The sequence below is a fragment of the Kribbella polygonati genome (assembly GCF_050320105.1).
Classification (GTDB): Bacteria; Actinomycetota; Actinomycetes; order Propionibacteriales; family Kribbellaceae; genus Kribbella.
This window is the reverse complement of record NZ_CP190129.1, coordinates 3390892-3415720: the sequence shown is the minus strand read 5'-3', so window position 1 is coordinate 3415720 and position 24829 is coordinate 3390892. Positions and strand designations below refer to the sequence as shown.

27 protein-coding genes and 1 other RNA gene are annotated in these 24829 nt (G+C 69.4%); 12 read left to right on the top strand and 16 right to left on the bottom strand.

Annotated elements, in window-relative coordinates; genetic code table 11:
• The first annotated feature begins 16 nt into the window (after positions 1-16).
• Genes ACQHIV_RS16295 through ACQHIV_RS16285 form a run of 3 tightly spaced genes read left to right on the top strand, consistent with a single transcriptional unit; the run spans position 17 to position 3322 of the window.
• Complete coding sequence (locus ACQHIV_RS16295; RefSeq protein ID WP_427896508.1) at positions 17-760, top strand: zinc ribbon domain-containing protein; 744 nt, start codon at positions 17-19, stop codon at positions 758-760.
• On the top strand, positions 757-1884 hold the full coding sequence (locus ACQHIV_RS16290) for a bifunctional RNase H/acid phosphatase (RefSeq protein ID WP_427895162.1): 1128 nt from the start codon (positions 757-759) through the stop codon (positions 1882-1884). Before ACQHIV_RS16295 ends, ACQHIV_RS16290 begins: the two co-directional genes overlap by 4 nt.
• A gap of 4 nt (positions 1885-1888) precedes the next feature.
• The gene (locus ACQHIV_RS16285; RefSeq protein WP_427895161.1) at positions 1889-3322 is read left to right on the top strand and encodes an RNB domain-containing ribonuclease; all 1434 of its coding nucleotides are present in this window, start codon (positions 1889-1891) and stop codon (positions 3320-3322) included.
• On the opposite strand, the gene ACQHIV_RS16280 is transcribed toward ACQHIV_RS16285, so the two are convergent.
• Complete coding sequence (locus ACQHIV_RS16280; protein ID WP_427895159.1) at positions 3311-3865, bottom strand: TetR/AcrR family transcriptional regulator; 555 nt, start codon at positions 3863-3865, stop codon at positions 3311-3313. The two genes, ACQHIV_RS16285 and ACQHIV_RS16280, sit on opposite strands and share 12 nt — an antisense overlap.
• Positions 3866-3916: 51 nt before the next feature.
• On the opposite strand from ACQHIV_RS16280, the gene ACQHIV_RS16275 reads away from it, so the two are divergent.
• On the top strand, positions 3917-4402 hold the full coding sequence (locus ACQHIV_RS16275; protein ID WP_427895157.1) for a GNAT family N-acetyltransferase: 486 nt from the start codon (positions 3917-3919) through the stop codon (positions 4400-4402).
• Here the strand turns inward: ACQHIV_RS16275 and ACQHIV_RS16270 are convergent.
• Together ACQHIV_RS16270 and ACQHIV_RS16265 are read right to left on the bottom strand one after the other, a co-directional pair.
• A complete protein-coding gene (locus ACQHIV_RS16270) occupies positions 4399-5544 on the bottom strand; it encodes a hypothetical protein (RefSeq protein ID WP_427895155.1) in 1146 nt (381 codons plus the stop codon). The two genes, ACQHIV_RS16275 and ACQHIV_RS16270, sit on opposite strands and share 4 nt — an antisense overlap.
• Positions 5545-5594: 50 nt before the next feature.
• Entirely contained in the window at positions 5595-5930 is a 336-nt protein-coding gene (locus ACQHIV_RS16265) for a hypothetical protein (protein WP_427895154.1), read from the bottom strand.
• Between the two features lie 81 nt (positions 5931-6011).
• On the opposite strand from ACQHIV_RS16265, the gene ACQHIV_RS16260 reads away from it, so the two are divergent.
• Positions 6012-6740, top strand: a complete 729-nt coding sequence (locus tag ACQHIV_RS16260; protein ID WP_427895152.1) for a DUF899 domain-containing protein — start codon at positions 6012-6014, stop codon at positions 6738-6740.
• 19 nt (positions 6741-6759) lie between these two features.
• Here ACQHIV_RS16260 and ACQHIV_RS16255 read toward each other — a convergent pair whose 3' ends face one another.
• The 4 genes from ACQHIV_RS16255 to ACQHIV_RS16240 all read right to left on the bottom strand — a co-directional run bounded on the left by ACQHIV_RS16255 (position 6760) and on the right by ACQHIV_RS16240 (position 9854).
• Complete coding sequence (locus ACQHIV_RS16255) at positions 6760-8364, bottom strand: TROVE domain-containing protein (protein WP_427895150.1); 1605 nt, start codon at positions 8362-8364, stop codon at positions 6760-6762.
• 224 nt (positions 8365-8588) lie between these two features.
• On the bottom strand, positions 8589-9035 hold the full coding sequence (locus ACQHIV_RS16250; RefSeq protein WP_427895148.1) for a phosphotransferase-like protein: 447 nt from the start codon (positions 9033-9035) through the stop codon (positions 8589-8591).
• Positions 9036-9068: 33 nt separating this feature from the next.
• An RNA gene (gene rnpB / locus ACQHIV_RS16245) (RNase P RNA component class A) lies at positions 9069-9476 on the bottom strand.
• A gap of 9 nt (positions 9477-9485) precedes the next feature.
• A complete protein-coding gene (locus ACQHIV_RS16240) occupies positions 9486-9854 on the bottom strand; it encodes a DUF952 domain-containing protein (RefSeq protein ID WP_427895146.1) in 369 nt (122 codons plus the stop codon).
• A gap of 32 nt (positions 9855-9886) precedes the next feature.
• Between ACQHIV_RS16240 and ACQHIV_RS16235 the strand changes: the two genes are divergently transcribed.
• A complete protein-coding gene (locus tag ACQHIV_RS16235; RefSeq protein ID WP_427895144.1) occupies positions 9887-11356 on the top strand; it encodes a S10 family peptidase in 1470 nt (489 codons plus the stop codon).
• Complete coding sequence (locus ACQHIV_RS16230; RefSeq protein WP_427895142.1) at positions 11353-11802, top strand: N-acetyltransferase family protein; 450 nt, start codon at positions 11353-11355, stop codon at positions 11800-11802. Before ACQHIV_RS16235 ends, ACQHIV_RS16230 begins: the two co-directional genes overlap by 4 nt.
• On the opposite strand, the gene ACQHIV_RS16225 is transcribed toward ACQHIV_RS16230, so the two are convergent.
• Positions 11790-12173 (bottom strand): GNAT family N-acetyltransferase, encoded by a 384-nt coding sequence (locus ACQHIV_RS16225; protein WP_427895140.1) that lies wholly within the window; start codon positions 12171-12173, stop codon positions 11790-11792. The genes ACQHIV_RS16230 and ACQHIV_RS16225 overlap by 13 nt on opposite strands.
• Positions 12170-13018, bottom strand: coding sequence for a type I methionyl aminopeptidase (map, locus tag ACQHIV_RS16220; RefSeq protein WP_427895138.1), 849 nt, complete (start codon positions 13016-13018; stop codon positions 12170-12172). Before map ends, ACQHIV_RS16225 begins: the two co-directional genes overlap by 4 nt.
• A gap of 55 nt (positions 13019-13073) precedes the next feature.
• On the opposite strand from map, the gene ACQHIV_RS16215 reads away from it, so the two are divergent.
• Positions 13074-13262 (top strand): hypothetical protein, encoded by a 189-nt coding sequence (locus tag ACQHIV_RS16215; RefSeq protein WP_141862919.1) that lies wholly within the window; start codon positions 13074-13076, stop codon positions 13260-13262.
• A 63-nt stretch (positions 13263-13325) separates the two neighbouring features.
• Here ACQHIV_RS16215 and ACQHIV_RS16210 read toward each other — a convergent pair whose 3' ends face one another.
• Complete coding sequence (locus tag ACQHIV_RS16210) at positions 13326-13955, bottom strand: hypothetical protein (RefSeq protein ID WP_427895136.1); 630 nt, start codon at positions 13953-13955, stop codon at positions 13326-13328.
• Between the two features lie 293 nt (positions 13956-14248).
• Here ACQHIV_RS16210 and ACQHIV_RS16205 point away from each other — a divergent pair, with 293 nt between their 5' ends.
• Positions 14249-14986, top strand: coding sequence for a helical backbone metal receptor (locus ACQHIV_RS16205; protein ID WP_427895134.1), 738 nt, complete (start codon positions 14249-14251; stop codon positions 14984-14986).
• 63 nt (positions 14987-15049) lie between these two features.
• Positions 15050-15226: a hypothetical protein gene (locus ACQHIV_RS16200; protein WP_427896693.1), complete on the top strand. Its 177-nt coding sequence runs from the start codon at positions 15050-15052 to the stop codon at positions 15224-15226.
• A 4-nt stretch (positions 15227-15230) separates the two neighbouring features.
• On the opposite strand, the gene ACQHIV_RS16195 is transcribed toward ACQHIV_RS16200, so the two are convergent.
• Complete coding sequence (locus ACQHIV_RS16195) at positions 15231-15710, bottom strand: NUDIX hydrolase (protein ID WP_427895132.1); 480 nt, start codon at positions 15708-15710, stop codon at positions 15231-15233.
• A gap of 89 nt (positions 15711-15799) precedes the next feature.
• Between ACQHIV_RS16195 and ACQHIV_RS16190 the strand changes: the two genes are divergently transcribed.
• The gene (locus ACQHIV_RS16190) at positions 15800-16699 is read left to right on the top strand and encodes an aldo/keto reductase (protein WP_427895130.1); all 900 of its coding nucleotides are present in this window, start codon (positions 15800-15802) and stop codon (positions 16697-16699) included.
• A 3-nt stretch (positions 16700-16702) separates the two neighbouring features.
• Here ACQHIV_RS16190 and panB read toward each other — a convergent pair whose 3' ends face one another.
• From panB to ACQHIV_RS16170, 4 genes are all read right to left on the bottom strand, one after another.
• A complete protein-coding gene (panB, locus tag ACQHIV_RS16185; RefSeq protein WP_427895128.1) occupies positions 16703-18472 on the bottom strand; it encodes a 3-methyl-2-oxobutanoate hydroxymethyltransferase in 1770 nt (589 codons plus the stop codon).
• Between the two features lie 1502 nt (positions 18473-19974).
• Complete coding sequence (locus ACQHIV_RS16180; protein ID WP_427895126.1) at positions 19975-21747, bottom strand: NAD+ synthase; 1773 nt, start codon at positions 21745-21747, stop codon at positions 19975-19977.
• Positions 21748-21799: 52 nt separating this feature from the next.
• On the bottom strand, positions 21800-22321 hold the full coding sequence (locus ACQHIV_RS16175) for an AAA family ATPase (RefSeq protein WP_427895124.1): 522 nt from the start codon (positions 22319-22321) through the stop codon (positions 21800-21802).
• A complete protein-coding gene (locus ACQHIV_RS16170) occupies positions 22318-22953 on the bottom strand; it encodes a GNAT family N-acetyltransferase (RefSeq protein ID WP_427895123.1) in 636 nt (211 codons plus the stop codon). Before ACQHIV_RS16170 ends, ACQHIV_RS16175 begins: the two co-directional genes overlap by 4 nt.
• A gap of 86 nt (positions 22954-23039) precedes the next feature.
• Here ACQHIV_RS16170 and ACQHIV_RS16165 point away from each other — a divergent pair, with 86 nt between their 5' ends.
• Positions 23040-24188 (top strand): DUF418 domain-containing protein, encoded by a 1149-nt coding sequence (locus ACQHIV_RS16165; protein WP_427895121.1) that lies wholly within the window; start codon positions 23040-23042, stop codon positions 24186-24188.
• On the opposite strand, the gene ACQHIV_RS16160 is transcribed toward ACQHIV_RS16165, so the two are convergent.
• Complete coding sequence (locus tag ACQHIV_RS16160; RefSeq protein WP_427895119.1) at positions 24160-24816, bottom strand: dihydrofolate reductase family protein; 657 nt, start codon at positions 24814-24816, stop codon at positions 24160-24162. The genes ACQHIV_RS16165 and ACQHIV_RS16160 overlap by 29 nt on opposite strands.
• Between the last annotated feature and the right edge of the window lie 13 nt (positions 24817-24829).

Below are 24829 nucleotides of genomic sequence, written 5' to 3'. Positions count from 1 at the left end.
ATCTAAGGAGCCGACTCTGAACGCCGAGCCCGCCGTCCAACGCCGGCTGCTGGACCTGCAGGACCTCGACCTGCAGCTCGACCAGGTCGCGCACAAGCGCGCGTCGCTGCCGGAGCACCAGGCGCTCAAGGACCTGGCCGCCGAGAAGTCCGTCGTCGACCGTGAGCTGGTCACCGCGGACACCGAGGTCAGCGACCTGCAGCGCGAGCAGAAGAAGGCCGACAGCGATGTCGAGCAGGTCCGCCAGCGCCGCGCGCGGAACCAGCAGCGGCTCGACTCCGGCCAGGTCACCTCGCCGCGCGACCTGGAGAACCTGCAGCACGAGATCGGCTCGCTGGACCGCCGGATCTCGGACCTGGAGGACTCCGAGCTCGAGGTGATGGAGAAGCTCGAGGCCGCCGAGGTCGTGCAGACCGGCCTGCGGACCCGGGCGGAGGCGTTCGCCGGACGGCAGTCCGAGCTGGAGACCACCCGCGACGCCGCGATCAAGGAGCTGGACGAGCAGCGCGCCGGGGTCGCCGACCAGCGCGCCGTCGTCGTGACCGAGCTGCCGGAAGCCCTTGTGTCGCAGTACCAGCGGCTGCGTGAGCACAACGGCGGCATCGGCGCCGCGCCGCTGGTCGGCAAGCGCTGCATGGGCTGCCGGATGGAGCTCGCCCCGTCCGACCTGAACGCGATCAAGGCCGCCGCGCCCGACGCCGTACTGCGGTGCGAGGAGTGCGGCCGCATCCTCGTCAGGACGGCGGACAGCGCGGTATGACGTACAGCCACGTCATCGTCGAGGCCGACGGTGGATCGCGGGGGAACCCGGGGCCGGCGTCGTACGGCGCGCTCGTCCGGGACCCGGTGACCGGGAAGGTCATCGCCCAGCAGGGCAGGACGATCGGGATCGCGACCAACAACGTCGCGGAGTACTCCGGGCTGATCGCGGGCCTCGAGCTCGCCGCGGAGTACGCGCCGAACGCGTCGATCGAAGTACGGATGGACTCGAAGCTGGTCGTCGAGCAGATGGCCGGCCGGTGGAAGATCAAGCACCCGGACCTGCAGCCGCTGGCGATCAAGGCGCAGGGGCTGGCGCCGTTCGGGACCGAGTGGACGTGGGTGCCGCGGGCGAAGAACGCGGCCGCGGACGCTCTCGCGAACAACGCCCTCGACGGCGTGCCGATCCCGTTGCAGCCCGCGGACGCGCCGGCGGCGGCCGCGCAGCCGGCCGGGCAGCCTTCCGATCTGGGGAAGGCGTTGCGCGGTTGGGGTACGCAGGCGGAGCCGCCGACCCGGTTGATCTTCCTGCGGCACGGCGAGACGCCGCACACCGCGGAGAAGCGGTTCTCGGGTTCCGGCGGCGACGACCCGGTGCTGAGCGAGAACGGACGGGCCCAGGCGGCCGCGGCGGCGACGTACCTGGCGCGGCTCGGCGGGATCGACGCGATCGTGACCTCGCCGATGCGGCGGGCGCGGGAGACGGCGGCCGCGGCCGGTGCGGAGCTCGGGCTGGACGTCGTCGTGGACGAGGGCTGGGTCGAGTGCTCGTTCGGCGACTGGGACGGGCACACGTTCGCCGAGGTCCAGGAGAAGTGGCCGGACGCGCTGAACGCGTGGCTGGAGTCGACGACGGTGGCGCCGCCCGGCGGTGAGTCGTTCGACGCCTGCGCCCGGCGAGCACGCTCGGCGCGGGACGGCCTGCTCGCGCGGCACCCGGGCAAGACGGTGCTCGTGGTCACCCACGTGACCCCGATCAAGCTGATGGTCCGCTCGGTCCTCCAGGCCCCGATGTCCTCGATCTTCCGGATGGAACTCCGCCCCGCAACCATCACCGAGGCCCACTGGTACGCCGACGGCCTGGCGTCCTTGCGCTCTTTCAATGTGGTGCCGCCGCTAGTCTGACCCCATGCCGCTGCAGAGGGTTCGTTTCGCCGAGGATGTGCCGGAGGTTTTCCGGGCTTCGTTGCAGGACATTCGCCGGGAGCAGGAGGTGCCGGCGGAGTTCCCGCCGGAGGTGACCGCGACCGCGGAGCGGGCGGCCGGGAACGCCGTACTGCCGGAGCTGGACCGGACCGACCTCGAGTTCGTCACGATCGACCCGCCGGACTCGATGGACCTCGACCAGGCGTTGCACATCGAGCGCGCCGGCGACGGCTTCACGGTGTACTACGCGATCGCGGACGTGGCGGCGTACGTGCGGGCCGGCGACCCGATCGACACCGAGGCGCGACGCCGCGGCGAGACCTTGTACGCGCCGGACAAGCGCACCCCGCTGCACCCGCCGGAGCTCTCCGAGGGCGCGGCCTCGCTACTACCCGACGAGGTCCGTCCGGCGCTGCTGTGGACGGTCACCCTCGACGCGGCCGGGGAGATCACCGGCGTGACGTGCGAGCGCGCCCGGGTGAAGTCGCGCGCGAAGCTCAACTACGCCGGCGTACAGCAGGACCTGGACGCGGGTACGGCGTCCGAGTCGCTGCGGCTGCTCCGCGAGGTCGGCAAGCTCCGCGAGCAGTGCGAGCTCGACCGCGGCGGCGTCAACCTGCCGATCCCGGACCAGGAGGTCGTCACCTCCGACGGCGGCTGGGGCCTCCAGTTCCGCGCACCGCTGCCGGTCGAGGGCTGGAACGCGCAGATCTCGCTGCTCACCGGCATGGCCGCCGCGCAGCTGATGATGAAGGGCAGGATCGGCATCCTGCGTACACTGCCCGAGTCGCACGACGACCTGCGCCGCAAGCTCGGCAACACCGCGAAGGCGCTCGGCATCGACTGGCCGGCCGACGTGTCGTACGCCGCGTTCATCCACGGCCTCGACCCGGCGACCCCCGCGCACGCCGCGATGCTGGCCGCGTGCACCGTGCTGTTCCGCGGCGCCGGGTACACAGCTTTTGACGGCAGCGTTCCGGACAAGCCGCAGCACGCCGCGATGAAGGCGGAGTACGCCCACGTCACGGCGCCGCTGCGGCGGCTGGTGGACCGCTGGACCGGCGAGATCTGCGTCGCGCTCTCGGCCGGTACCGACGTACCGGAGTGGGTTCGGGAGTCGATGGACGAGATCCCGAAGATCATGGACGACGCGGACCGTCGCGCCCACGCGTACGAGCGGTCGATCGTCAGCATGGTCGAGGCCGGCCTGGTCGCGGACCGGCTCGGCGCGACGTTCGACGGCGTGATCACCGACGTCGACGAGAAGTCCCCGAACCGCGGCATCGTCGTCCTCACCGAGCCCGCCATCGAGGGTCGCGTCACCGGTACGGCGCTCCCACTCGGCCAGCAGGTCCGCGTCAAACTCGTCGAGGCCGACATCGCGAAGCGGACCGTCGGGTTCGAGCTAGTCGGCTAGGTAGTCCTCGACCGCGGCGGTGGTTCGTTCGAGGTCGCCGGTGGCGAGCAGGTCGATCAGGGCGCCGCGGAGGACGGCCAGTACGGCGGTACGTCGTGCCTCGGTCTGGCCGGGTTCGCTGGCCTTGAGGAGTTCGAGCCAGTCGTCGACCGTGGAGCGGGCGAAGTCCGACCACGGGCCGTCGGGTGCGACCAGGGAGCGGCCGTAGGCCTCCACCCAGAAGGTCATCAGCGGGCGGCGCTCGGGAGCGGCCAGCCAGGTCCAGAGTTCGCGGGCGACGACGGTCAGGCCGGGCGGGTCGTCGTACCGCTGCTCGGTCTGGTGGAGGAGCTCGAGCTGGTCGGCGCGGCCGCGGGCGAGGAGTGCGCGGATCAGGCCGTCCTTGCTGCCGAACAGGAAGAGCAGTACCCGCGGGCTGGAGCCGATCGCGCTCGCCAGCGGGCGCAGCGACAGGTCGGCCAGCCCGTGGGTGAGCGAATACGAGTAGGCGCGCTCGAGCAGTTCTTGCTGTCGCGCTGAAGGAGCTTCCGTTGTGGTCGGCACGGGTCTAGTATTGCTCACTGAAACAGTCGTGTCAGTAGATCGGGTAGGTTGATGACGAAACTGATCAGGAAGCTGGGGCAGCCTGGAGACCTCGGCTGGGTGGCGCAGGCGCACGCAGAGATCTATGCGCGGGAGTACGGCTGGGCGGCCGCGTACGAGACGCTGATCGCGCAGATCGTGGCGCAGTACGCCGCCGACCACGACGACGCGCGCGAGGCCGCGTGGATCGCCGAGGTGGACGGGGAACGCGCCGGGAGCATTTTCTGTGTGCGCGGGCCGGACGAAACGACGGCGCAGCTCCGGCTGCTGCTGGTGACGCCGGCGGCGCGCGGGCTGAAGCTCGGCGCGGAGCTGGTCGACACGTGCCTGGAGTTCGCGCGGTCGGCGGGGTACAAGCGGATGGTGCTGTGGACGAACGATCCGCTCGTCGCGGCGCGGCACATCTACCTGGCGCGGGGCTTCCGGCTGGTGAGCTCCGAAGTACACGAGATGTGGGGCGACCGGCTGACCGGCCAGACCTACGAACTGGACCTTTAGCTCTTGCAGACCGGTGCGCCCGGCGCGGCGGTCTTGTAGATCACGTGGGAGAGGAACGTGTTGAGGTAGCCGCTCGTGACGGTCAGCGCGTGCCGCGGGTCCGCGCTGCCGAGCGGAAGGAATCTGCGGAGCGGCGAGGCCAGGTAGTACACGCCGTAGTCGGTGAAGTTGAAGTGCCTCGTGCCCGGGACGGTGGCGCACCACGACGTACCGGTGCTTGCCTTCAGCAACGAGAGGGCGCGGTTCCGGTCGTTGTCGTTCTTGGCGTCCGGGCCGCAGACGCTGGTGATGCAGGAGTCGTCGGCGCCGAGCAGCAGCATCGGCGCCTTCACACCCTTCTGTACGACGTCCCCGAACTGGTAGCCGTCCAGGTCGACGGCGGCGGCGCAGCGCTGGTCCAGCCGGCAGGCCTCCAGCGACGCGGCGCCGCCGAACGAGTGCCCGACGTACGCCGGTCCGACCGCGGGCTCGACCGAGTTCGCCAGCGACTTCGCGACCATGCCGGCAGCGAACCGTGCGTCCGCCGCCCAGATCCCGACGAGGTGGTCGCCGGCCTGCTGGGCGCCCTCGTTGTTGTCGCCGAGGTTCGGCGGGTTCGCGTCCGGTTTGCCGGTCACCGGCTCGCCGCCGAGGACGGTCAGGTTCGCGCTGTACGTCGGCGTGACGCCCGCGACCAGGTACCCGTGGCTGGCGAGATCCTCCGCGAGCGCGGCGTACATCGGTGCGGACAGGCCCATCCCCGGCATCAGTACGACGACCGGGAACTTGCCCGGCGCGATCGCGACCCGGTCCAGGGCACGGTCCTGCAGGCTGTCGAACGGCCCCTGCAAGATCGAGACCGGGGCCTTGAGGTGCATCCCGCTCCACTGGTCCGGCGCGTACGCCACGTGCTGCCCGGTCGTCCCCTTCGCCACCGGATACCAGATCCACACGGCCAACCGCCGCGGCCCGTCCGCGAACGGATCCCGCCGCGCACTGTCGGTCCATTCGTACGTCCGCCGCCCGACCTGGAACGCGCCCGTCGGCTCCGGCAACGACACCGGCTCGGACCGCTGCACCAGCACCCAGCCGACGTACCCGGCCCCACCCAGCAACACGAACAGCAGCAGGATCACGACCCCAGTACGCACCCGCCTCCGCATACCACCCAGTTTCTCACCTGCGACGGGTCCAACGACCGTCGGCGCGCAGGTCAGTGGCGCAGCCCGCGCACACCGGCGACGGCGAAGATCCCGGGTTTGCCGGTCGGCGAGACAGCCTTCGCGCGCTCCGGCCCGGCGAACCCACCGCCCAGCACCACCACAGCTCCAACCTTTCCCACTACCCACCCGTCGCTGTCGAGGACCGCGAACGACGCGCCGTACTCGACCACGGTGCACCCCGGCGGCCAGGCAACCTCGACGAAGTGGTCGCCCTTCTGTACGCCGACGTAGTTCGAGGACACGGTGAGTATGCCCTCAAGGCGTGCCGCGAGGTTCTTGGCCGGCCGCTCCTGGAGCGTCAACCGCGGCAGTTCGTCGGTACCCACGATTTGATGGTACGGCGATGTCGAGGTGGGGGAGGTGGTTCCGACGTACCGGGTGACCTGTTGGGTTCTAGGAGGTTTGTGATGAGTTTGCCGGAGGTTGTCGGGCGGGACGAGTGGGCTGCGGCGCGGCGGGAGCTGCTGGCCGCGGAGAAGGCGTTCACGAAGGAGCGGGACGCGCTGAACACCCGGCGGCGGGAGTTGCCGATGGTGCTGGTGGACACGCCGTACGTGTTCACCGGCGCGAACGGGCCGGCGAAACTGGTCGACCTGTTCGAAGGGCGGCACCAGCTCGTCGTCTACCACATCATGTACCCGCCGGAGTGGGACGCCGCCTGCCCGAGCTGCACCGGGTTCGTGGACGACATCGGCTCGCAGCGCGCGCTGAACGAGACCGACACGACGTTCGTACTGATCTCCCGCGGCCCGTACGAAAAACTCGCCGCCTACAAGGCCGACCGCGGCTGGGTACACCCGTGGTACTCGTCGGCCGGGACGACCTTCAACTACGACTACCACGTCACGCTCGACGACGCGGTGGTCCCCTTCGAGTACAACTACCGCTCGAAGGCCGAATGGGACGACCGCCCGAACGCCGACTTCATCCAGCAGGACCAGCCCTTCGACCTCCACGGCCTCAGCTGCTTCCTCCGCGTCGACGACACCGTCTACCACACCTACTCGACGTACGGCCGCGGCCCCGACGCGATGACCTTCTCCGTCAACGCCCTCGACATGACCGCCCTAGGCCGCCAAGAACCCTGGGAAAAGCCAGCCGGCCGCGCCGTCCCCACCAACGACCACTGCCACTGACAGACCCCGGCGGGCGCGCTCAGTCGCGCCCGCCGAAGTCGCTGATCAGTCCCGGTACGGCGCTGTCGAACCCGGAGATGTCCAGCATCCCGGGATCCGACGGGTCGGCGATCGTCCACCGGCTCGCCGACAGCGCGACCACGATCAGGCGAGCGTCGATCCCGGAGCTCTGCCGGTAGTTCCGCAGCGCCTGGTGCGGGTGGATCTTGCCGTGCCACGTCTCGTTGTCGGTGTAGACGAGGAACGTGTCGATCGCCAGCCGGTGCCGGATCGCGTACTGCATCGGCAGTGAGCAGTCCGTCGCGCCGTACGGCAGCTCCGACACGGCCCGGATCGCGTCGTCGAGCCGTTGCCGCGGACTGATCGCCAGCTTCGTCAGCGCGGTGCGGTAGAAGTCCGACTTGCTGGTGAAGCCAACGATCTCGTACGACGGCTCCGTCGCGGCCGTGACCAGCGCGAGCGCGGCCGACGCCTCGCGGCAGCTGAGCGGCAGGCCGGACACGGGCGCCGTCATCGACCCGGACACGTCCAGCGCCAGCAGCATCCGCTTCCCGGTCGGCTCGACCGCGTCGTACGCGCGGTAGAACGCGGCGTCGAGCGCGTCCACGATCGGCCGGGACGGCGTCCACTCCCGCACTCCCCGGACGCCGCGGCCGGCCGAGTAGGTGCGCTGGGCAACGAGTACGCCGACCGGATGCACCCGGGCCTTCCGCAGCCGGACCGGGTCGGTGAGCTGCTCCGCGACGGTCCGCGCCCACGGACCATGCGGCTCGAGCAGCCCCAGCCGGGTCAGGCGGGGGAGCTGCCGGAGCAGCGCGGTCTGCGGGAGACCGTTCGCGAGCAGCGCCTCCCAGATCCGCGGTTCGTTCAGGAACCGGTCGGGGATCATCTCCCACGACAGGGCCTGGTTGAGCGCGATCACGTCAGCGGCCTCGGTGGCGTCGGTCGTTGCCTGGATGCGTTCGTACGCGGCGAGCAGCGGCAGCGCCGACAGGTCCGCCGGACGGCCGTGGATCCAGTCGAAGAGTTCGCGGCGTACGGGCTCTGCCGTCTTCGGGTGCGCCAGGCGGAGCAGGTCGGCGTGCGACCAGTCGTTGCGCCGGCGGTACTTGACGACCTGGTAGGCGAGGGCGTCGACAGCGGGTTCGACGTACCAGTTGCCGATCGCGCGGCGTGTACCGCGACCCCAGCCACCGAACTGCTCCAGGTAGCCGGCGAACGTGAACAGGTGCGTGCCGGTGCGCGCCACCAGCGGTACGGCGGCGAGCGCGGCGCGACGGCCGTCCTCGTCGCCGAGCTTGGCCGCGGCGGCGAGCGCGAACAGCGCCGGGTTCTGCTTGGGCGCCCGACCGGACAGGGACACGTCCAGTACGGCGGCCACCACGGCGGCGGCCTGTGTCCGCGCGAGGTCCACGACCAGCTCGGCGTTCTCCCGGGTCAGCTCCCGCTGCGAGGCGTAGTACGTGCCGCCGGTGGTGCCGAGCGTGAGGAACCGGTGCAGCCGATCGAGGTCGTCCAGGACGAACGTGTACCCACCGGCACTGTTGCGCTCCTGCCGAGGGTCCGCCTGCTCGTCCTGCCGGGTCTGCCGAGTGCTGATCCGGGCCAGCGGATCTGTGGACATGTCCTTTCTCCCCTGTCGATTTCGGGCATGACGAAGACAGGCCTGGGCGGACGTGGTGTGCCGACCGGAAGATGCTCTAACCACCTGAGCTACATCGGCGAACCGATGGCAGGACTCGAACCTGCGACAATCCCATGAAGAGTGGTAACCGACCAGCTCCGGCCCACCCAGCCCTGTCTCCTGCCGTCAACTGTAGGGCGGCGCAACCGGCAACCGCCATGCAATTAAGGCGTTACGGCCTGTGCGATCGCGGCGGCGCGTTCGGCGGGGGTGAGGGTGGTGGTGTCGAGGGTGAGGTCGAAGGGGCCTTCCATGCCGTGGCCGTGGTGGCCTCGGGCGTTGCCGAGGTGGCGGCCGTGGTGGCGGTGGAGTTCGCGTTCTTCGATGGCGGCGAGGGGTGCTCGGAGGGCGATCCAGCGGACGTCGTACCCGGTGAGGGCTTGGCGCCAGGCGGGCACGATGGTGGGGTCGACCGGCATCTCGTCGAGGATGATGTTGTTGCCCGTGTCGAGGAGGGCGACGACGGCGGCGCGCATGCCGGCGAACATGCGAACACCGGCCTCGCCGTAGTGCGTGACGATGCGGGGTTTGCCGTCGGGGTCGGACAGGCTCTCCTGCCAGAAGCCGGGGCCGGGGCCGCGGGAGTGGCCGGACCACTCCTGCGGGAACATAGGCGGCCGGGCATCCGGGTCCTTTCGGAGGGGGGAACGGGCCGGTCATGTAAGCCGGATTCTGTCGAGTGCGATCATCCATCTACGGTGACCGTTGCCGGGCACCTCCAGCGGCCTACCCGCGAGCTCGGGCGGGCCGCCCTCGAACGCTCGCGCGGGCGGTGGTTTCCCGCCGCCCTTCTTGGCCTTGCTCCACGTGGGGTTTACCTAGCCTCCGCAGTCACCTGCGGAGCTGGTGGTCTCTTACACCACCGTTTCACCCTCACCCGCACTCCTGTGAACCACGGGGTTCACCGGAGCCGCTGGCGGTCTGTTCTCTGTGGCACTGTCCCGCGGGTTGCCCCGGGTGGGCGTTACCCACCACGCTGCCCTGTGGAGTCCGGACTTTCCTCGGCGCCCCGGTCACGCGGACCAGGACGACGCGATCGCCCGACCGACCCGTTCCTCACCTCAGGATACGGCCTCCGCGGACACCTCCGGCCACAGGCCGTCCGGACCGCGCAGATACGGCCGTACGTCGACCACCGCGTCCAGGTTCAACGGCCCGTAGATGTGCGGGAAGCTCATCCCGGTCCCGTCCAGGTCCTCGTCGCACAGCGCGGACACCAGCTCGGCCGTGTCGATCACCAGCAGGCACAGCGGTCCGTCGACGTCGTCGTACGCGAAGTTCGCCACCATCGCGACCTGGTCGGGGCGGGAGGCGTGGATGAACGTCGCGCCGTCGTCGAGGCTCTTGCCGCGCGTCGACCACCGGTAACACCCGGCCGCCACGGCCGCCTCCCACTGCTCCGGAAACGCGATATGAAAAATCGTCGCCATGGACCCAACGCTAGTGGATTAGGGTGCTCGACATGGCGAACGAGGAGCAGACGGAGACCGAGAGCAAGCCTGCGCAGCCGACCGACGACCTGGTCACCACGCAGCACACGCTGACCGTCGACGGGCAGGAGTTGCGGTACACCGCGACCACCGGGCGGATCGTGCTCCGCGAGGAGGTGTACACCGACGGCAAGTTCGAGGGGCTGAAGCCGAAGGCCGAAGTGTTCCTGACGGCGTACACGCTGGACGACGCGGAGGCGAAGGACCGTCCGGTGACGTTCGCGTTCAACGGCGGGCCGGGGTCGTCGAGCCTGTGGCTGCACCTCGGGCTGCTCGGGCCGCGCCGGGTGGTGTCCGGCGACGTGGGCGAGCTCGCGCCGCCGCCGTACGAGCTCGTCGACAACGCGGAGACGCTGCTGAAGTACAGCGACGTGGTGTTCATCGACCCGGTGTCGACCGGGTTCTCGCGGGCCGCGGAGGGGGAGAAGCCGGCGGACTACCACGGGTTCACCCGGGACCTTGAGTCGGTCGGCGAGGTGATCCGGCTGTGGACGTCGCGGAACGGGCGCTGGATGTCGCCGAAGTTCCTGGCGGGGGAGTCCTACGGTACGACGCGGGCGGCCGGGCTGGCGGCGCATCTGCAGCAGCGGTACGGGATGTACCTGAACGGCGTGATGCTGATCTCGGTGGTGCTGGAGTTCGGGACGCTCGACTTCACGCCCGGCAACGACCTGCCGTACACGCTGTTCCTGCCGACGTACGCCGCGATCGCGCACTACCACGGGATGGTCCCGGACCGGGAGCTGGACGAGCTGCTCGCGGACGCGGAACGGTTCGCGGCCGGGAGGTACCCGAATGCGCTTGCCCAGGGCAACAGGATCCCGGCCGACTACCGGGCCGAGGTGGTCACCCGGCTGGCGCAGCTGACCGGGCTCTCCGAGGACTACGTCGACCGGGTGAACCTGCGGATCGAGCACGGCCGGTTCTTCGCCGAGCTGCTGCGCGCGCGCCGGCTGATCGTCGGACGGCTCGACGGGCGCTTCACCGGCTGGGACCCGGACTCCGGCGGCGAGCGGCAGGACCGCGACCCGTCGATGAACGCGATCACCGGGCCGTACTCGGCGGCGCTGAACCACTACGTGCGGGTCGAGCTCGGGTACGAGAACGACGTACCGTACGAGATCATCAACATGGACGCCGCGAAGAACTGGTCGTTCAAGGAGTTCGAGGGCCAGCAGATCACGGTCGCGGAGAAGCTCGCCGAGGCGATGCGGACGAACCCGCACCTGAAGGTGTACGTCGCGTCCGGCCACTACGACGGGGCGACGCCGTACTTCGCCACCGAGTCGACACTGGCCCGCCTGCAGATCCCGGCGGAGCTGGCCGGCAACATCGAGACGAAGTACTACCCGGCCGGCCACATGATGTACGTCCACGAGCAGTCCCGGATCCAGCAGGCCGCCGACCTCGGCGCGTTCATCACGGCATCCTCCAACCGATGATCCTGCACCGCCCGGCGAACGCAGTACCGGCGCCCGCCATCCCAGGCGTCGTCCTGCGCCCGCCGGCGGTCACCGACACGGAGGCACTCGGCCGGCTGTACTTCGAGTCGTACGACCCCGGCGTCGCCTCGGCAACCCTCGAGGAGGCGCTCGAAGACATCGCCCTGACCTTCGAGAACGGGTACGGCGTACTGACGCTCAGCCAACTCGCGTTGGCAGGCGATCAACTCGTCGGCGCACTCCTCGTAGTAGAACGCGCACCGTGGCCGGACACCCCTGACTGTCCGTTCGTCATCGAGTTGTTCACGGCGCGGTCGCATCGACGGCGGGGGATCGCGAGGCTGCTTCTCAGCACCTGCTCGGCGGTCACCGTTGCACTGCGGGTCGACCCGGGCAATGCGCCGGCGATGCAGCTCTACCGGTCGTTCGGGTTTCAGGAAGGGTAGATGCGGAACCCGCTGAAGGTGCGGTGTTCGAAGGAGACGTAGAAGTCTTCGGCGGTGTCGGTGACCAGGTCTATGCGTTGGGCTCCGGTGAGCGGGTGGGCGTACTCGAGGAGCGCGCGGCCGACGCCCTTGCGGCGATAGGAAGCATGCACGGCCATCATCGACAGGTGGGCCTGGATGTGGCCGTCGCTCTGCAGGTAGGCGAAGCCGATCACCTGTTCGCCGTCCAGCGCGACCACCGTCGTGACGCCAGGGGCGGTGAAGACCGCGTGTGCGCGCGCCGGGTCGGCGGGCAGGCTCGGCCAGCCTTCGGCCTCGTTGATGCTGAGAATGCCCGCCAGGTGTGCCGGCTCGTACCGGGTGATGTTCACGGCAAGGTGAGTACTTCGGCGCCGGTGTCGGTCACGACCAGGGTGTGTTCGAACTGCGCGGTGCGCGACTTGTCCTTGGTGGTCGCGGTCCAGCCGTCGTCCCACAGGTCGTAGTCGTACGAGCCCAGCGTCAGCATCGGCTCGATCGTGAACGTCATCCCGGGCTCGATCACGTCGTCGAACCGCTCGTCGTCGTAGTGCGGGATGATCAGCCCGGAGTGGAACGACGTCGAGATCCCGTGGCCGGTGAAGTCGCGGACCACGCCGTACCCGAAGCGCTTCGCGTACGACTCGATCACGCGCCCGATGATGCTCACCTGGCGCCCGGGCCGGACCGCCTTGATGCCGCGGTTCAGCGCCTCCAATGTGCGCTCGACCAGCAGCCTGCTCTCCTCGTCGACGTCGCCGACCAGGAACGTCGCGTTGGTGTCGCCGTGCACGCCGTCCAGGTACGCCGTGATGTCGACGTTGACGATGTCGCCGTCCTCGAGCGGCCGGTCGTCGGGGATGCCGTGGCAGATCACCTCGTTGACCGACGTGCACAACGACTTCGGGTACCCGCGATAGCCGAGCGTCGACGGGTACGCGCCGCGCTCGATCAGGTACTCGTGCCCGACCGCGTCCAGCTCGTCGGTGGTCACGCCCGGCTTCGCCGCCGCACCGACCGCCTGCAACGCCCGCGCGGCCAGCTTGCTCGCCACCCGCATCTTCTCGATCAGCTCCGGCGGCGTCACGTACGATCCGTCGAACGGCGCCGGCGCCGGCTTGCCGACGTATTCCGGGCGGACGATGGAAGCGGGTACGTCGCGGCGCGGCGAAATGACGCCAGCAGTAAGAATCGACATGGTGAGATCATTCTAGAGAGCGCTGCGAAACGACTCCCAGGAGGTGGTCATCCAGATGAGTGACGATCACAGCAACGAGTGGTACTACAACACCAAGACCGGCAAGGTGGAGCCCTATCAGGGCGCCAAGTCGGGGGACCGGCTCGGGCCGTACAGCTCGCCGGAGGAAGCCGCCCGCGCGCTGGAGAAGGTCCAGGAACGCAACGAGAACTGGGACAACGACCCGAAGTGGGACGACGACTGAGTTCCCGCCACACGTGCTGAGGGGCACCACCGATCCGGTGGTGCCCCTCAACTGTTGCCGACGTCAGCGTGCGACGCGCTTGGCCGCGGTCTTGCGGGCCGGAGCCTTGCGAGCCGGCGCCTTCTTGGCAACGGTCTTCTTGGCCGGTGCCTTCTTGGCGGCGGTGCGCTTCGCCGGGGCCTTCTTCGCGGCCGTACGGGCCGGCGCCTTCTTCGCCGCGACGCGCTTCGCGACGGTCTTCTTGGCCGGTGCCTTCTTCGCAACCGTCTTGCGGGCCGTGGTCTTCTTGGCCGCGGTCTTCGCCGGTGCCTTCTTGGCGGTGGTCCGCTTCGCGGCCGTCGTCTTCTTCGCGGCAGCCGTGGTCTTCTTGGCAGCGGTGGTGCGCTTCGCCGGCGCCTTCTTGGCCGTCGTCTTCTTCGCAGCAGCGACCTTCTTGGCCGGAGCCTTCTTGGCGACAGCCTTCTTCACGGTGGTCTTCTTGGCCGCGACCTTCTTGGCCGGGGCCTTCTTCGCCACCGTCTTCGTCGCGGTCTTCTTGGCCGCACTCACCTTCTTCGTCGCTGTCTTCTTTGCTGCGCTGACCTTGCGCGCGGTGGTCGTCTTCGCGGCGCCGGTCTTCTTCGCGACAGTCTTCTTGGCGGGAGAAGCCTTTTTGGCTGTCGCCTTCCCTGCGGCTGCCTTCTTGGCTGGCACTCTGCCTCCTTGGTGCGGCTGAGGAAAACCACGGTGGATTCCTCGTCGTCATGATGATGACAACACTTGTGCGCTACGTAAAGCACCGGAAACGTCCGCAGGCTAAGGCGAACTTGCGGCGTACACTGGCACAAATGCCGAACATCCTTGTAATGAAGGGATTCCGCCGCGCGTCGAGCATGCCGGATCGGCGGAATATTTTCTTCGCGACACGCGGCACTTAAGGGGTCATAAGTGACGAATCGGCGAGTGTTGTCGTCGGCAACGGCCTCGACCCGGAGGAGCTGAAGAGCATGTACGACGACCTGCACAACGTCGTCGAACTACCGCGCGAGGTGCGTCGCGTGGTCAGTATCGTGCCGTCGCTGACCGAGTCGGTCGCGGCCACCGACATGGACAAAATCGTTGGTGCGACCGACTGGTGTACGCATCCCGCGGACCTCGAGGTGACCCGTGTCCGGGGCACGAAGAATCCCGATCTCGACACCATCCGCGCACTCGCGCCCGATGTCGTACTCGCCAACGCCGAAGAGAATCGTGCCGTCGATCTCGACGCGTTGCGGGCCGCCGGAATCGCGGTCTGGGTGACTGCGCCGACGACGGTTCCCGAATCACTCGACTCACTCGGCCGCCTGCTGTCCGCGATCACCGGCGCCGAACCGGACTGGTTGCGGGACGCGCGCGACGTGTGGAGTTCGCCGTACGACGGAATGCGCCGGCGCGCGGTGGTGCCGATCTGGCGTAGACCATGGATGGCGCTCGGCCGGGACACGTTCGCGGGTGATCTGCTCGCGCGTATTGGTATCGACAATCTGCTGAGAGAATCCGGTGAACGCTATCCCCGATTCGATCCGGACGCGTTGGGGGAGTACGACGTCGTCGTCCTGCCGGACGAGCCGTACGCGTTTTCGCCGGACGACGGACCGGAGGCGTTCGGCAAACCCGCGAAGTGCGTGTCCGGCCGGCATCTGACCTGGTACGGACCGTCACTCGTCGAGGCGCGCGCCGTACTGAGCGGACAACTCGCGTGACGTCCGCCACGATCACCGGTCCACGGCTGGACGGGTTAGGCATGCCTCACCTACGCTCGCCGGGTGCCGTCGATGACCGCGAAGAAGAAGTGCTGCAAGGACAAGCCGAGGTGCAAGAAGTGCCCGGTGGTGCTGATGCGCCTGTCCAAGGCAGGCTGCGCCGAGCGGCTCGATCGCGTGCACTACAAGGTCGACAAGAAGATCCCGAAGAAGGTGCTGAAGGAAGCGCGGGCGCGCTGAGCGCTCAGGACGCCCGGCGCAACGTGATCGCGTCCGTGGCCTGACGGAGCAGCCCGGGGATCGTCACGTGCGCGGCCAGACCGGTCGCCTCGAGGTCGTCGCCGTACCACCAGCCGTGTTCGCTGATCGTCTGCTGCTCGATCTCCTCCTGGTTCGCGAACGTCACGTCGACGCGGTCCACCGCGACCGCGTAGAACGTCTGCGCCTGGATGATCCGGCTGCCGCCGTACTCGAACTCGATCGTGTTGGTCGCGAGCGGCGTCCCGAGCTCGGCGGCCGGCAGTTCGATGCCGACCTCCTCGCGCAGTTCCCGGCAGGCCGCGGCGGCGATCGTCTCGCCGTCCTCGACCCCGCCGCCGATCGTGAACCAGTACGTCGTGTCCGGCTTCAGCGGGTCCCAGCCGTGCAGCAGCAGGACCCTGCCGTCCGGGCGCACCGGCAGTACGCGGGCCGTCGTCCGGCGCCTAACCGTAGATTCCGTCACACCACAAAACGCTAAAGGACACAGCAGGTGGTACGTCGCCCAGTGCGGCGCGTCTCACAGTGGTTGCCGTCCACACCTACGATCGGGACATGGCAACGATTGGGCTAGGGCTCGCGGCGCTGGGTCGTCCCGGCTACATCAACCTCGGGCACGACGAGGACCTGCCGCCGCGGCGTGCCGTCGAGGACCTGCGCGCACGGACGCACGAGTTGCTCGAGCAGGCGTGGAAAGCAGGTGTTCGGTACTTCGATGCCGCGCGTTCGTACGGTCTTGCCGAAGAGTTCCTCGGCAGCTGGCTGACACCGAAGCGCCGCGGCCAACTGACCGTCGGGTCGAAGTGGGGTTACACGTACGTCGCCGACTGGCGGCACGATGCGGACACGCATGAGGTGAAGAACCACAGCCTCGCGACGTTCGAACGGCAATGGCCGGAGACGTTGCAGGCACTCGGCGGACCGCCCGACTTCTACCTCGTCCACAGCCTGACGTCCGACAGCCCCGCGCTGGAGGACAAGCGCTTGCTGGATCGGCTGCGTGAACTCGCGGACTCCGGCGTACGCGTCGGTCTGTCCACAAGCGGCCCGCGGCAGGCCGAGACCCTACGGAAGGCACTCGCAGGCGGTACGCCGTTCTCCGCAGTACAGGCGACGTGGAACGTACTGGAGACGTCGGCCGGCGCGGCGCTCGCCGAAGCGCACGACGCCGGCTGGTTCGTCGTCGTCAAGGAAGCGGTTGCGAACGGGCGGTTGACGGCACGCGCCGGCGAGACACCGTTCAACGAGTTCGCGCACCAGCACGGCGTGACCCCGGATGCGTTGGCGATCGGCGCCGCGGTGGCTCAACCTTGGGCGGACGTCGTCCTCAGCGGAGCCACCACGGCCGAACAGCTCGAAAGCAATCTCGCGTACCACGTCGACGGTCCGCTCCTCGAGTTCGTACAGCAACCCGAGGAGTACTGGACCGAACGCTCAGCCCTGCCGTGGATCTAGCGGTCAGAAGGTGTGCTCGTCTGCCGGGAACACGCCGTTCGCGACCTCGGCGGCGTACGTCGTCGCCGCGTTCGTGAGAATGCCGCGCAGGTCGGCGTACTGCTTCACGAACCGCGGCATCGTGCCCGCCCGCAGGCCCGCCATGTCCTGCCAGACCAGCACCTGCGCGTCGGTGTCGCGGCCCGCGCCGATGCCGATCGTCGGGATCGGGATCCGCTTGGTGATCTCGCCCGCGACATCACCCGGCACCATCTCCAGCACCACCGAGAACGCACCCGCCGCGGCGAGTGCGCCCGCGTCGTCGATGAGGCCTGCCGCCTGATCGCCACGGCCCTGGACGCGATACCCGCCGATGCTGTGCTCGCTCTGCGGCGTGAAGCCGATGTGCGCCATCACCGGGATGCCGGACTGGGTCAGCTTCTCCACCATCGGCACCATGGTGCGGCCGCCCTCGAGCTTGACCGCGTGGACGCCGGCTTCCTTCATGAACCGTACGGCGGTGTGGAACGCCTGCTCGGGCGACGCCTGGTAGGACCCGAACGGAAGGTCCGCGACGACGAGCGCGTGCTGCGCCGCGTTGGCCACTGCGCGGGCGAGCGGGATCAGTTCGTCCACGGTGACCGGGAGGGTGGAGGAGTATCCGTAGACGTTGTTCGCCGCGGAGTCACCGACGAGCAGCACCGGGATGCCTGCCTGGTCGAAGATCTCGGCGGTGTACTGGTCGTAGGCGGTCAGCATCGCCCACTTCTCACCACGGCTCTTGAAGTCGCGCAGGTGATGCACCCGATACCGCCGTGGCCGCTTACTGTCACCGGGGGTTGCTTTCGCGGGCCCACCGTACGGTGAAACCTCAGTGTTAGCTGAAGTGTTGGCATCTGGCGCGGACGGTCCAGCCACCGGCGCCTGGAACGCACGACGAGCAGCCCGATGCGAAGTGACCTGCTCAGCCGACACCTGACTGGGCGCATCCTGCTGCACCCCAGCCCGCCGCCGAGCCCCCAACGGCCGCCCACCGCCCGAAGCGACCGAGTCACTCACCGGCGAGTCGATCTCGTACTCAGCACTCGGATCCGTCAAATACCCGTTGTCCGCGACCGCACGCCCCGACTCCCGAGGCGCCACCTCTCCCCGAAGCCGAATCTCCTGAGACCGCGTATCCTCCCCGACCCCGCCAGAGGCGTCCTGCCCACGCACACCCTCAGGTGCCCGCACCTCATCCGGCCCGCCGTTCGCTGCGGCCCCCTCGTCGTGCGGTTGCGACCCGTTCTGCCCGGGCCTGCCGTCTCCCGGCGGTACGTCGCCCTGCGACCGCCGTGCGTCGTCCGCAGAACGCGAGTCGCGCTGCTGCACCCCGTTCTGCGAGCGGGCCGAGTCCGCCTGCGCCACGCCGTCGTACGACCGACGCGGGTCCTGCGCCGCACGCGGCTCGCGTGACGGGAGCCCGTTCTGCGAGTGGGCGGAGTCCGCTTGCGGTGCGGCGTCGTACGACCGGCGCGGGTCCTCCGCTGGGCGCGGCTCGCGTGACGGGAGCCCGTTCTGCGAGTGGGCGGAGTCCGCTTGCGGTGCGGCGTCGTACGACCGGCGCGGGTCCTCTGCTGGGCGCGGCTCGCGTGACGGGAGCCCGTTCTGCGAGTGGGCGGAGTCCGCGGGTGGTACGTCGCCGTACGTCCGACGGCCGTCCTCGGCGGCCCGCTCGTCGAGCGGCTGCGACCCGTTCTGCCCGGGCCTGCCGTCTCCCGGTACGTCGCCCTGCGACCGGCGTGCGTCGTCCACGGAACGCGGGTCGCGTTGCTGCAACCCGTTCTGCGAATGGGGCGAGTCCGCGGGTGGTACGTCGTCGTACGTTCCAGGTTGCGCGTTGCGCGACGGCAGGCCGTTCTGTGAGTGGGTGGGGTCCGTCTGGGGTGTGTCGCCGTACGGTTTGGGCGGGTTCTCCGCGGGGTGTGCGTCGTGTGACGGCAGGCCGTTCGCGTGGGTGGTGTCCCCTCCGGGTACGCCGTCGTACGGTCGGCGTGGGTTGTCCGTGGGACGGGGGGTGTGCGGTGGCAGGCCGTTCTGGGGGGCCGCGTTGGGTGGGCCGTCGTTGGGGCGGCGGGCGTCGTTCCGTTGAGGGTCCTGGGACGCCCGGGCTGCCTCTTGTGAGCGGCCGGTGCCGTACGCGCGGGCCGCGTCGTTCGGCTCGGGGCGGCGGGGAGCGGACTCGTCGTCCGACTGCCCAAGGGACCAACGGCTGCTGAACCCTTCCGCAGAATCCCCGGCCCGCCCCGGCTCGTGCGCCCGACCCGACTCGTCCGCACGACCCGGCTCCGGTGCGCGGTCGGCCTCGTGGGCGCGACCTGCATCGTGTGCGCGACCCGGCTCCGGCGCGCGACCCGGCTCCTGCGCGTGGGCTGCGTCTTGTGCACGACCTGCGTCGTATGCGCGGGGACCGTCTTGGGTGCGGGCTTCGTACGGTTCGCGGGGTGGGTTGGGGTTTTCCCACGGTTGGGGTGGGCGGGGGACTGACGACTGGCCCCAGATGGGTTCTGGGCCGGGGCCTGGCTCGTGTCGGCGTGGGGGTTCCGGGGTTTCCTGCGGTCGCCGCGTCGGCGGCTGCAGACGCTGCGGTGGGCGCGGCGGCTGCTGCGGAGGCAGCCCGTTGCTGCTCAGTCCATTACCCGACCCGTTACCACCACTCCACCCATCACCACCGACACCGTTGCTCGAACCGGTGCCGCTGTTCTGCGGCGCGAATGGGCTGCTCGACGCGGGCCTCTGAGGAGTCGTGTTGCTGGCGCCGGGCCCGAAGGGGCTCGGGCGGCCCTGGGCCGGCGGCTGTTGCGGCCGGAACGGGTTCTGTTCTTCCCTGGCCGGCTCGTAGTACGGCTGCTGCCCAGGTGGTGGCGGCGCAGTCGGCAAGTACGGCGGCTTGGGGACGTACGGCTGCTGCGGCACCGGCCCGCGTTCGTACGTCCTCGGGGCGTTCGGCAAGGACGGCGACGGGTCGAGGACCGGACCGCGGTCCCGCCAACTGTCGCTGTCGTAGTCCGAGCGGCGGTTGTCGTCGGCTGCCTGGTTCTTCGGTCCGGTCCCGTACGGCGAGCCCTCGTCCTCGCCAGGGGTACCGGCCGACAGGTAGTTGTCAACCATGCCGTCATCGTCCCACCGTTGCGGAGGGTAAGCGCCACCGCCTGTGGAGGAGGTCACACCCCGGCCGGGCAGGCCGGAGCCGTCGGCGGGTTCCTCGGTGGAGCCCCACGCGGATTCTTGGGATGGGCGGTACCGCCAGGAGTCGCTCAGTGCTCGGCTGCCTTCCGTGCGTCCTCACGCCATGCGTTGGTGATCGGCAACCGGCGGTCCCGGCCGAAGGCCTTGTGGGTCAGTTTCGGGCCCGGTGGGTACTGCCGGCGCTTGTACTCCGCTTTGTCGACGAGCTGGATCACCTTCGTGACCAGTTCGGTGCCGAAGCCTGCCGCGACGAGTTCGGCGCTGCCGCGGTCCTGCTCGACGTAGTCGTCGAGCATGTCGTCGAGCAGGTCGTACGGCGGCAACGAGTCGGTGTCCTGCTGCCCGGGGCGGAGCTCCGCGGACGGGGGCTTGACGATCGAGTTCTCCGGGATCGGCGGCTGCTGCCCGCGCGCCGTCGCGTCCTCGTTGCGCCACTTCGCGAGCCGCCAGACCAGCGTCTTCGGCAGGTCCTTCAGCGGCGCGTACCCGCCGACCGCGTCGCCGTAGATCGTCGAGTACCCGACGGACAGCTCCGACTTGTTGCCGCAGGCAAGTACCAGGTGGCCGTCGGAGTTCGACAGGCCCATCCAGATCACGGCCCGGACCCGGGCCTGCAGGTTCTCCTCGGCGAGCCCGGTCAGCCCGAGCGTGTCGAGGAACGGCTGCACCATCGGCTGGATCGGGATCACCCGGTAGTTCAGGCCGGTCCGGGCGGCGAGCTCGGCGGCGTCGTCCTTGGAGTGGTCGCTGGAGTACACGCTCGGGTTGGAGATGCCGAACACGTTCTCGGAGCCGATCGCGTCGCAGGCGATCGCGGCGACCAGCGAGGAGTCGATGCCGCCGGACAGGCCGAGCAGTACGGACTTGAACCCGTTCTTCTGGACGTAGTCGCGCAGCCCGAGCACGATCGCGCCGTACATCTCGGCCTCGTCCGGCAGCCGCGGGGCGATGCTCGGCGTCATCGCCTCGTACGGCGCGAGCTCGCCGGACTGCAGCACGGTGTGCACGATCTCGATGCCCTTGTGGGTGCCGGACGGCGTACCGACGGCGGCCGGGAGGTCGAGGTCGACGATCATGCTGCCCTGCTCGAACTGCGGGGCGCGGGCGATGACGGTGCCGTCGGCGTCCGCGACCAGGGAGTCGCCGTCGAAGACGAGTTCGTCCTGTCCGCCGACGAGATTGACGTACGCGAGCGCACACCCGGCCTCGCGGGCGCGGCGGCGTACGAGGTCACCGCGGACGTCGTCCTTGTTGGCCTCGTACGGCGAACTGTTGATGACGAGCAGCAGGCCCGCGCCGGCTTCCCGGGTGACGGCGACCGGGCCGCCGTCCTGCCAGAGGTCCTCGCAGATCACCAGCGCGACGTCGATGCCGTGCACGCGGACGACCTGCAGCGTGTTGCCGGGGACGAAGTGCCGGAACTCGTCGAAGACGCCGTAGTTCGGGAGGTGGTGCTTGACCGCGCTGGTCACCACCTCGCCGTGGTGGATGACCGCGGCGGAGTTGGTCGGCGAGCCCTTCGGGCGGCCGAGCCGGTCGATGCCCATCGCCGTACCGCTCGCCCGGTCGAGGTAGCCGCAGATCACCACGATGTCGCCGAGCCCGTCGTCGGCGAGCCGCTTCGCGAGGCTCTTGATCCGGGCCTGCGACGCGTCCACGAACGACGCCCGCAGTGCCAGGTCCTCGACCGGATACCCAGTCAGCCCGAGCTCGGGGAACGCGACCACGTGCGCACCTTGCTCGACCGCGTTCCGGGTCCACGCGACGATCTTGTCGGTGTTCCCGTCGATGTCACCCACGGTCACATCGATCTGAGCAAGAGCAACCCGAAGCTGAGGCACGGGAGCACATTACTGGGTCGACCGGCCCGACCCCACGCCTGTCACCAACCTCTTACGTACGCCGAATGTAGGTCCGGACCTGCTCGAGGTTCACGTCCACCGGATCCATCGCGTCCACCACCAACTGCCCGCGCTCCAACCGGGGGTATTCACTCCGCATCCGCACCACGTGGTCCCACCCGACTTCGTGCCATCCGGGAATGCCTCGACGCCGCCCTTCGAGCCGTTGCCGGTGCACGTCTTCAGCGCTGCAAACGCATTCGACAATCCGCAGCCGAGCGCCGTACCCGCCGGCGAGTTCCTCCCACCGCGCCGCGATTTCCTCGTTCACCAGACAATCCACGATCGCCGATTGCCCGAGCATCAGTTGCCGCCGCAGCAAGGTGCCGAGCAGGTCGTAATACATGGCGAGGAACGCCGGCCGGTCGAGCCCGCCGAGGACGCCGTGCGGTGCGAGGGCGCCGAGCAACCAGTCGCCGGCGAACGCCGGTACGCCGGTTTCGGTCGCGAGCGCTTCGGCGAGCGTCGACTTTCCGGTGCCGGGCAATCCGGTGAAGGCGATGAGTTGTTTCACAGTGGGGTTGTCCGGGCGATCAGTAGAGGAGTCAGGGTGGTCCAGCCGAGGGAGGTGTAGAGGGGGTGGCCTTCGGGGGAGGCGGAGAGGTGGGCGGTGGGGGTGTGGCGGGCCACGGCGTGGGTGGCGAGGGTGGTCATGACGGCGCGGGCGAGGCCGCGGCGGCGGTGGGCGGGGTCGGTCTGGATCATGTCGGCGACGGCGCCGGTGTGCAGGATCGACATCCGGCCGGACGCGGCGAGTTCGCCGTACCCGTAGAGCTGTACGTCGATCAGCGACGGCCCGCCGGTCACCTCGACGGCGTACGGCGCCGGCACCGGGTGGAGTGCCTGCTCCGGAAGGGAGATCGTCATCAGCCACTCGGTCCGGACGTAGTCGAGCGGCCGGAGCTCGGCCGCCAGCCGTTCGGGTTCGGCGGTCGCGATCCGCACCCACGACGTGCCGGGCGGGTTGCGGTCGGTCAGTGCGAGATGCGCCGCGGCTGCGGCGTTCTGCTCGGTCGCGACGTACGAGACCCGGCGCCCCGGTTCGCCGATCCGCACCACCGTCACGTCGTCGACGCGCTGCGCGTCGTTCCACCCGCGGGCAGCCGCCCACCCGCGCCGCCAACGAGTCAGAGCTTCGTCGTGCACCCGTCCATCGAACAACGACGAAGGTTCACCCGGCAGGTACCTTCGGCGGATGTGACCCCGGTTCCGCGGCGGGTTGACTGGTGGGCATGAGCACCGAGAGCGGCCCGACCGGACTGGGCGAACGCGCCCTCGGCCCCGACCTCGCCCGCGGTTTGATGCTGCTGTTCATCGCGCTGGCGAACTCGCACTACTTCGTTGCCGGCGCCGCGTACTTCGGCGGCTTCCCGACCGGCGGCTCGCCGCTCGACCGGATCCTCGGCACGCTGATCGCGACCTTCGTCGACGGCCGCGCGTTCCCGATGTTCGGCGTCCTCTTCGGGTACGGCGTGGCCCAGATCGTCCGCCGCCAACGCGAGACCGGCACCGACGACCGCGGTATCCGCACGCTGCTCTGGCGCCGCAGTCTCGTCCTGGTCGTGCTCGGTTTCGCCCACGCGATACTGCTCTACGTCGGCGACATCCTCGCGGCGTACGGCGTGCTGCTGTTCCTCGGCGTCGTGGTCCTGAGCTGGAAGGACCGCTGGCTGTTCGTCCTCGCCGCGTTCGTGCTGATCCTCACGGCACTCCCGAGCAACGACGCGCTCGCCGCGTCCACCGACGGTCCCGACCCGTCGATGCTGCCGACCAGCTTCCTCGACCAGTTCGCGGAGCGCATCACGGTGCAGCCCTTCATCGCAGGCCTTGGCTGGATCGGCTTCGTGACACCGTTCGTGATCGGCCTCTGGGCCGGCCGCCGCCGTATCCTCGAACGCCCCGCCGAGCATCTCGTCCTGCTCCGCACCACCGCCCTGCTCGGCATCTCGATCGCGGTCGCCGGCGCGCTGCCGATGTCGCTCGTCGTCGGCGGCGTCCTGAGCCGACCGAGTGACCACGCGCTGACGATCCTCGGACCGTTGCACGACGCAACCGGTGTGTTCGGCGGCTTCGGGTACGCCGCCCTCCTGGTGCTGGTCGCCCACCGGGTCGGCGAACGACCGATCACCCGGACGATCGCCGCCGTCGGACAGCGGTCGCTGACGTGCTACCTGTCCCAGTCGGTCGTCTGGGCCGTGGTGTTCACGCCGTACCTGCTCGATCTCTCGAACACCCTCACCACGACCACGACTGCGATCCTCGCCGTCGCGACGTGGCTCGGGACCGTACTGCTGGCCGACCGGATGCGGCGTGCGAACTACCGCGGCCCGTTCGAGCTCCTGATCCGCCGCATCACCTACCGGACCCGTTCTTACGCGTGAAGGTCAAATGCGTGACGCCGTCCGGAGCAGACACCGCCTCGATGTCGAAGCGGTCCTCGAGCGCCTCCTGGCCGTCCCACACCCGCACGCCGCGCCCGAGCACGATCGGCACCACGGCCAGGTGCATGTAGTCGACCAGCCCCGCGGCCAGGAACTCGCGGATCACCGTCGCCCCACCACCCAGCCGTACGTCGCCATCACCTGCCGCCGCCTGCGCCTGCGCGAGCACCTCGGCGGGCGTCGCGTCGACGAAGTGGAACGTCGTACCGCCCTCCATCTCGACCGACGGCCGCGGCCGGTGGGTGAGCACGAAGACCGGCGAGTGGAACGGCGGGTTCGGACCCCACCAGCCCTTCCAGTCGGGGTCGTCCTGCCAGCCGGGCGGGCCGAACTTGTTCGCGCCCATGATCTCGGCCCCGATACCGGGCTCGTGCTGCTCGGCGAACGCGTTGTCGACGCCCTGCGTACCGCCGGCCTCGCCGCTCATCGCGTGGAAGAACCGGGTGCCGACGAGCCACTCGTGCAGCCGTTCGCCGGCGTGACCGAACGGCGTCTCCCTGGACTGGCCCTCGCCGGTGCCGAAGCCGTCCAGGGAGACCGCGAAGTTGTGAATCCGAAGCTGTGACATGTGAGTGCTCCTT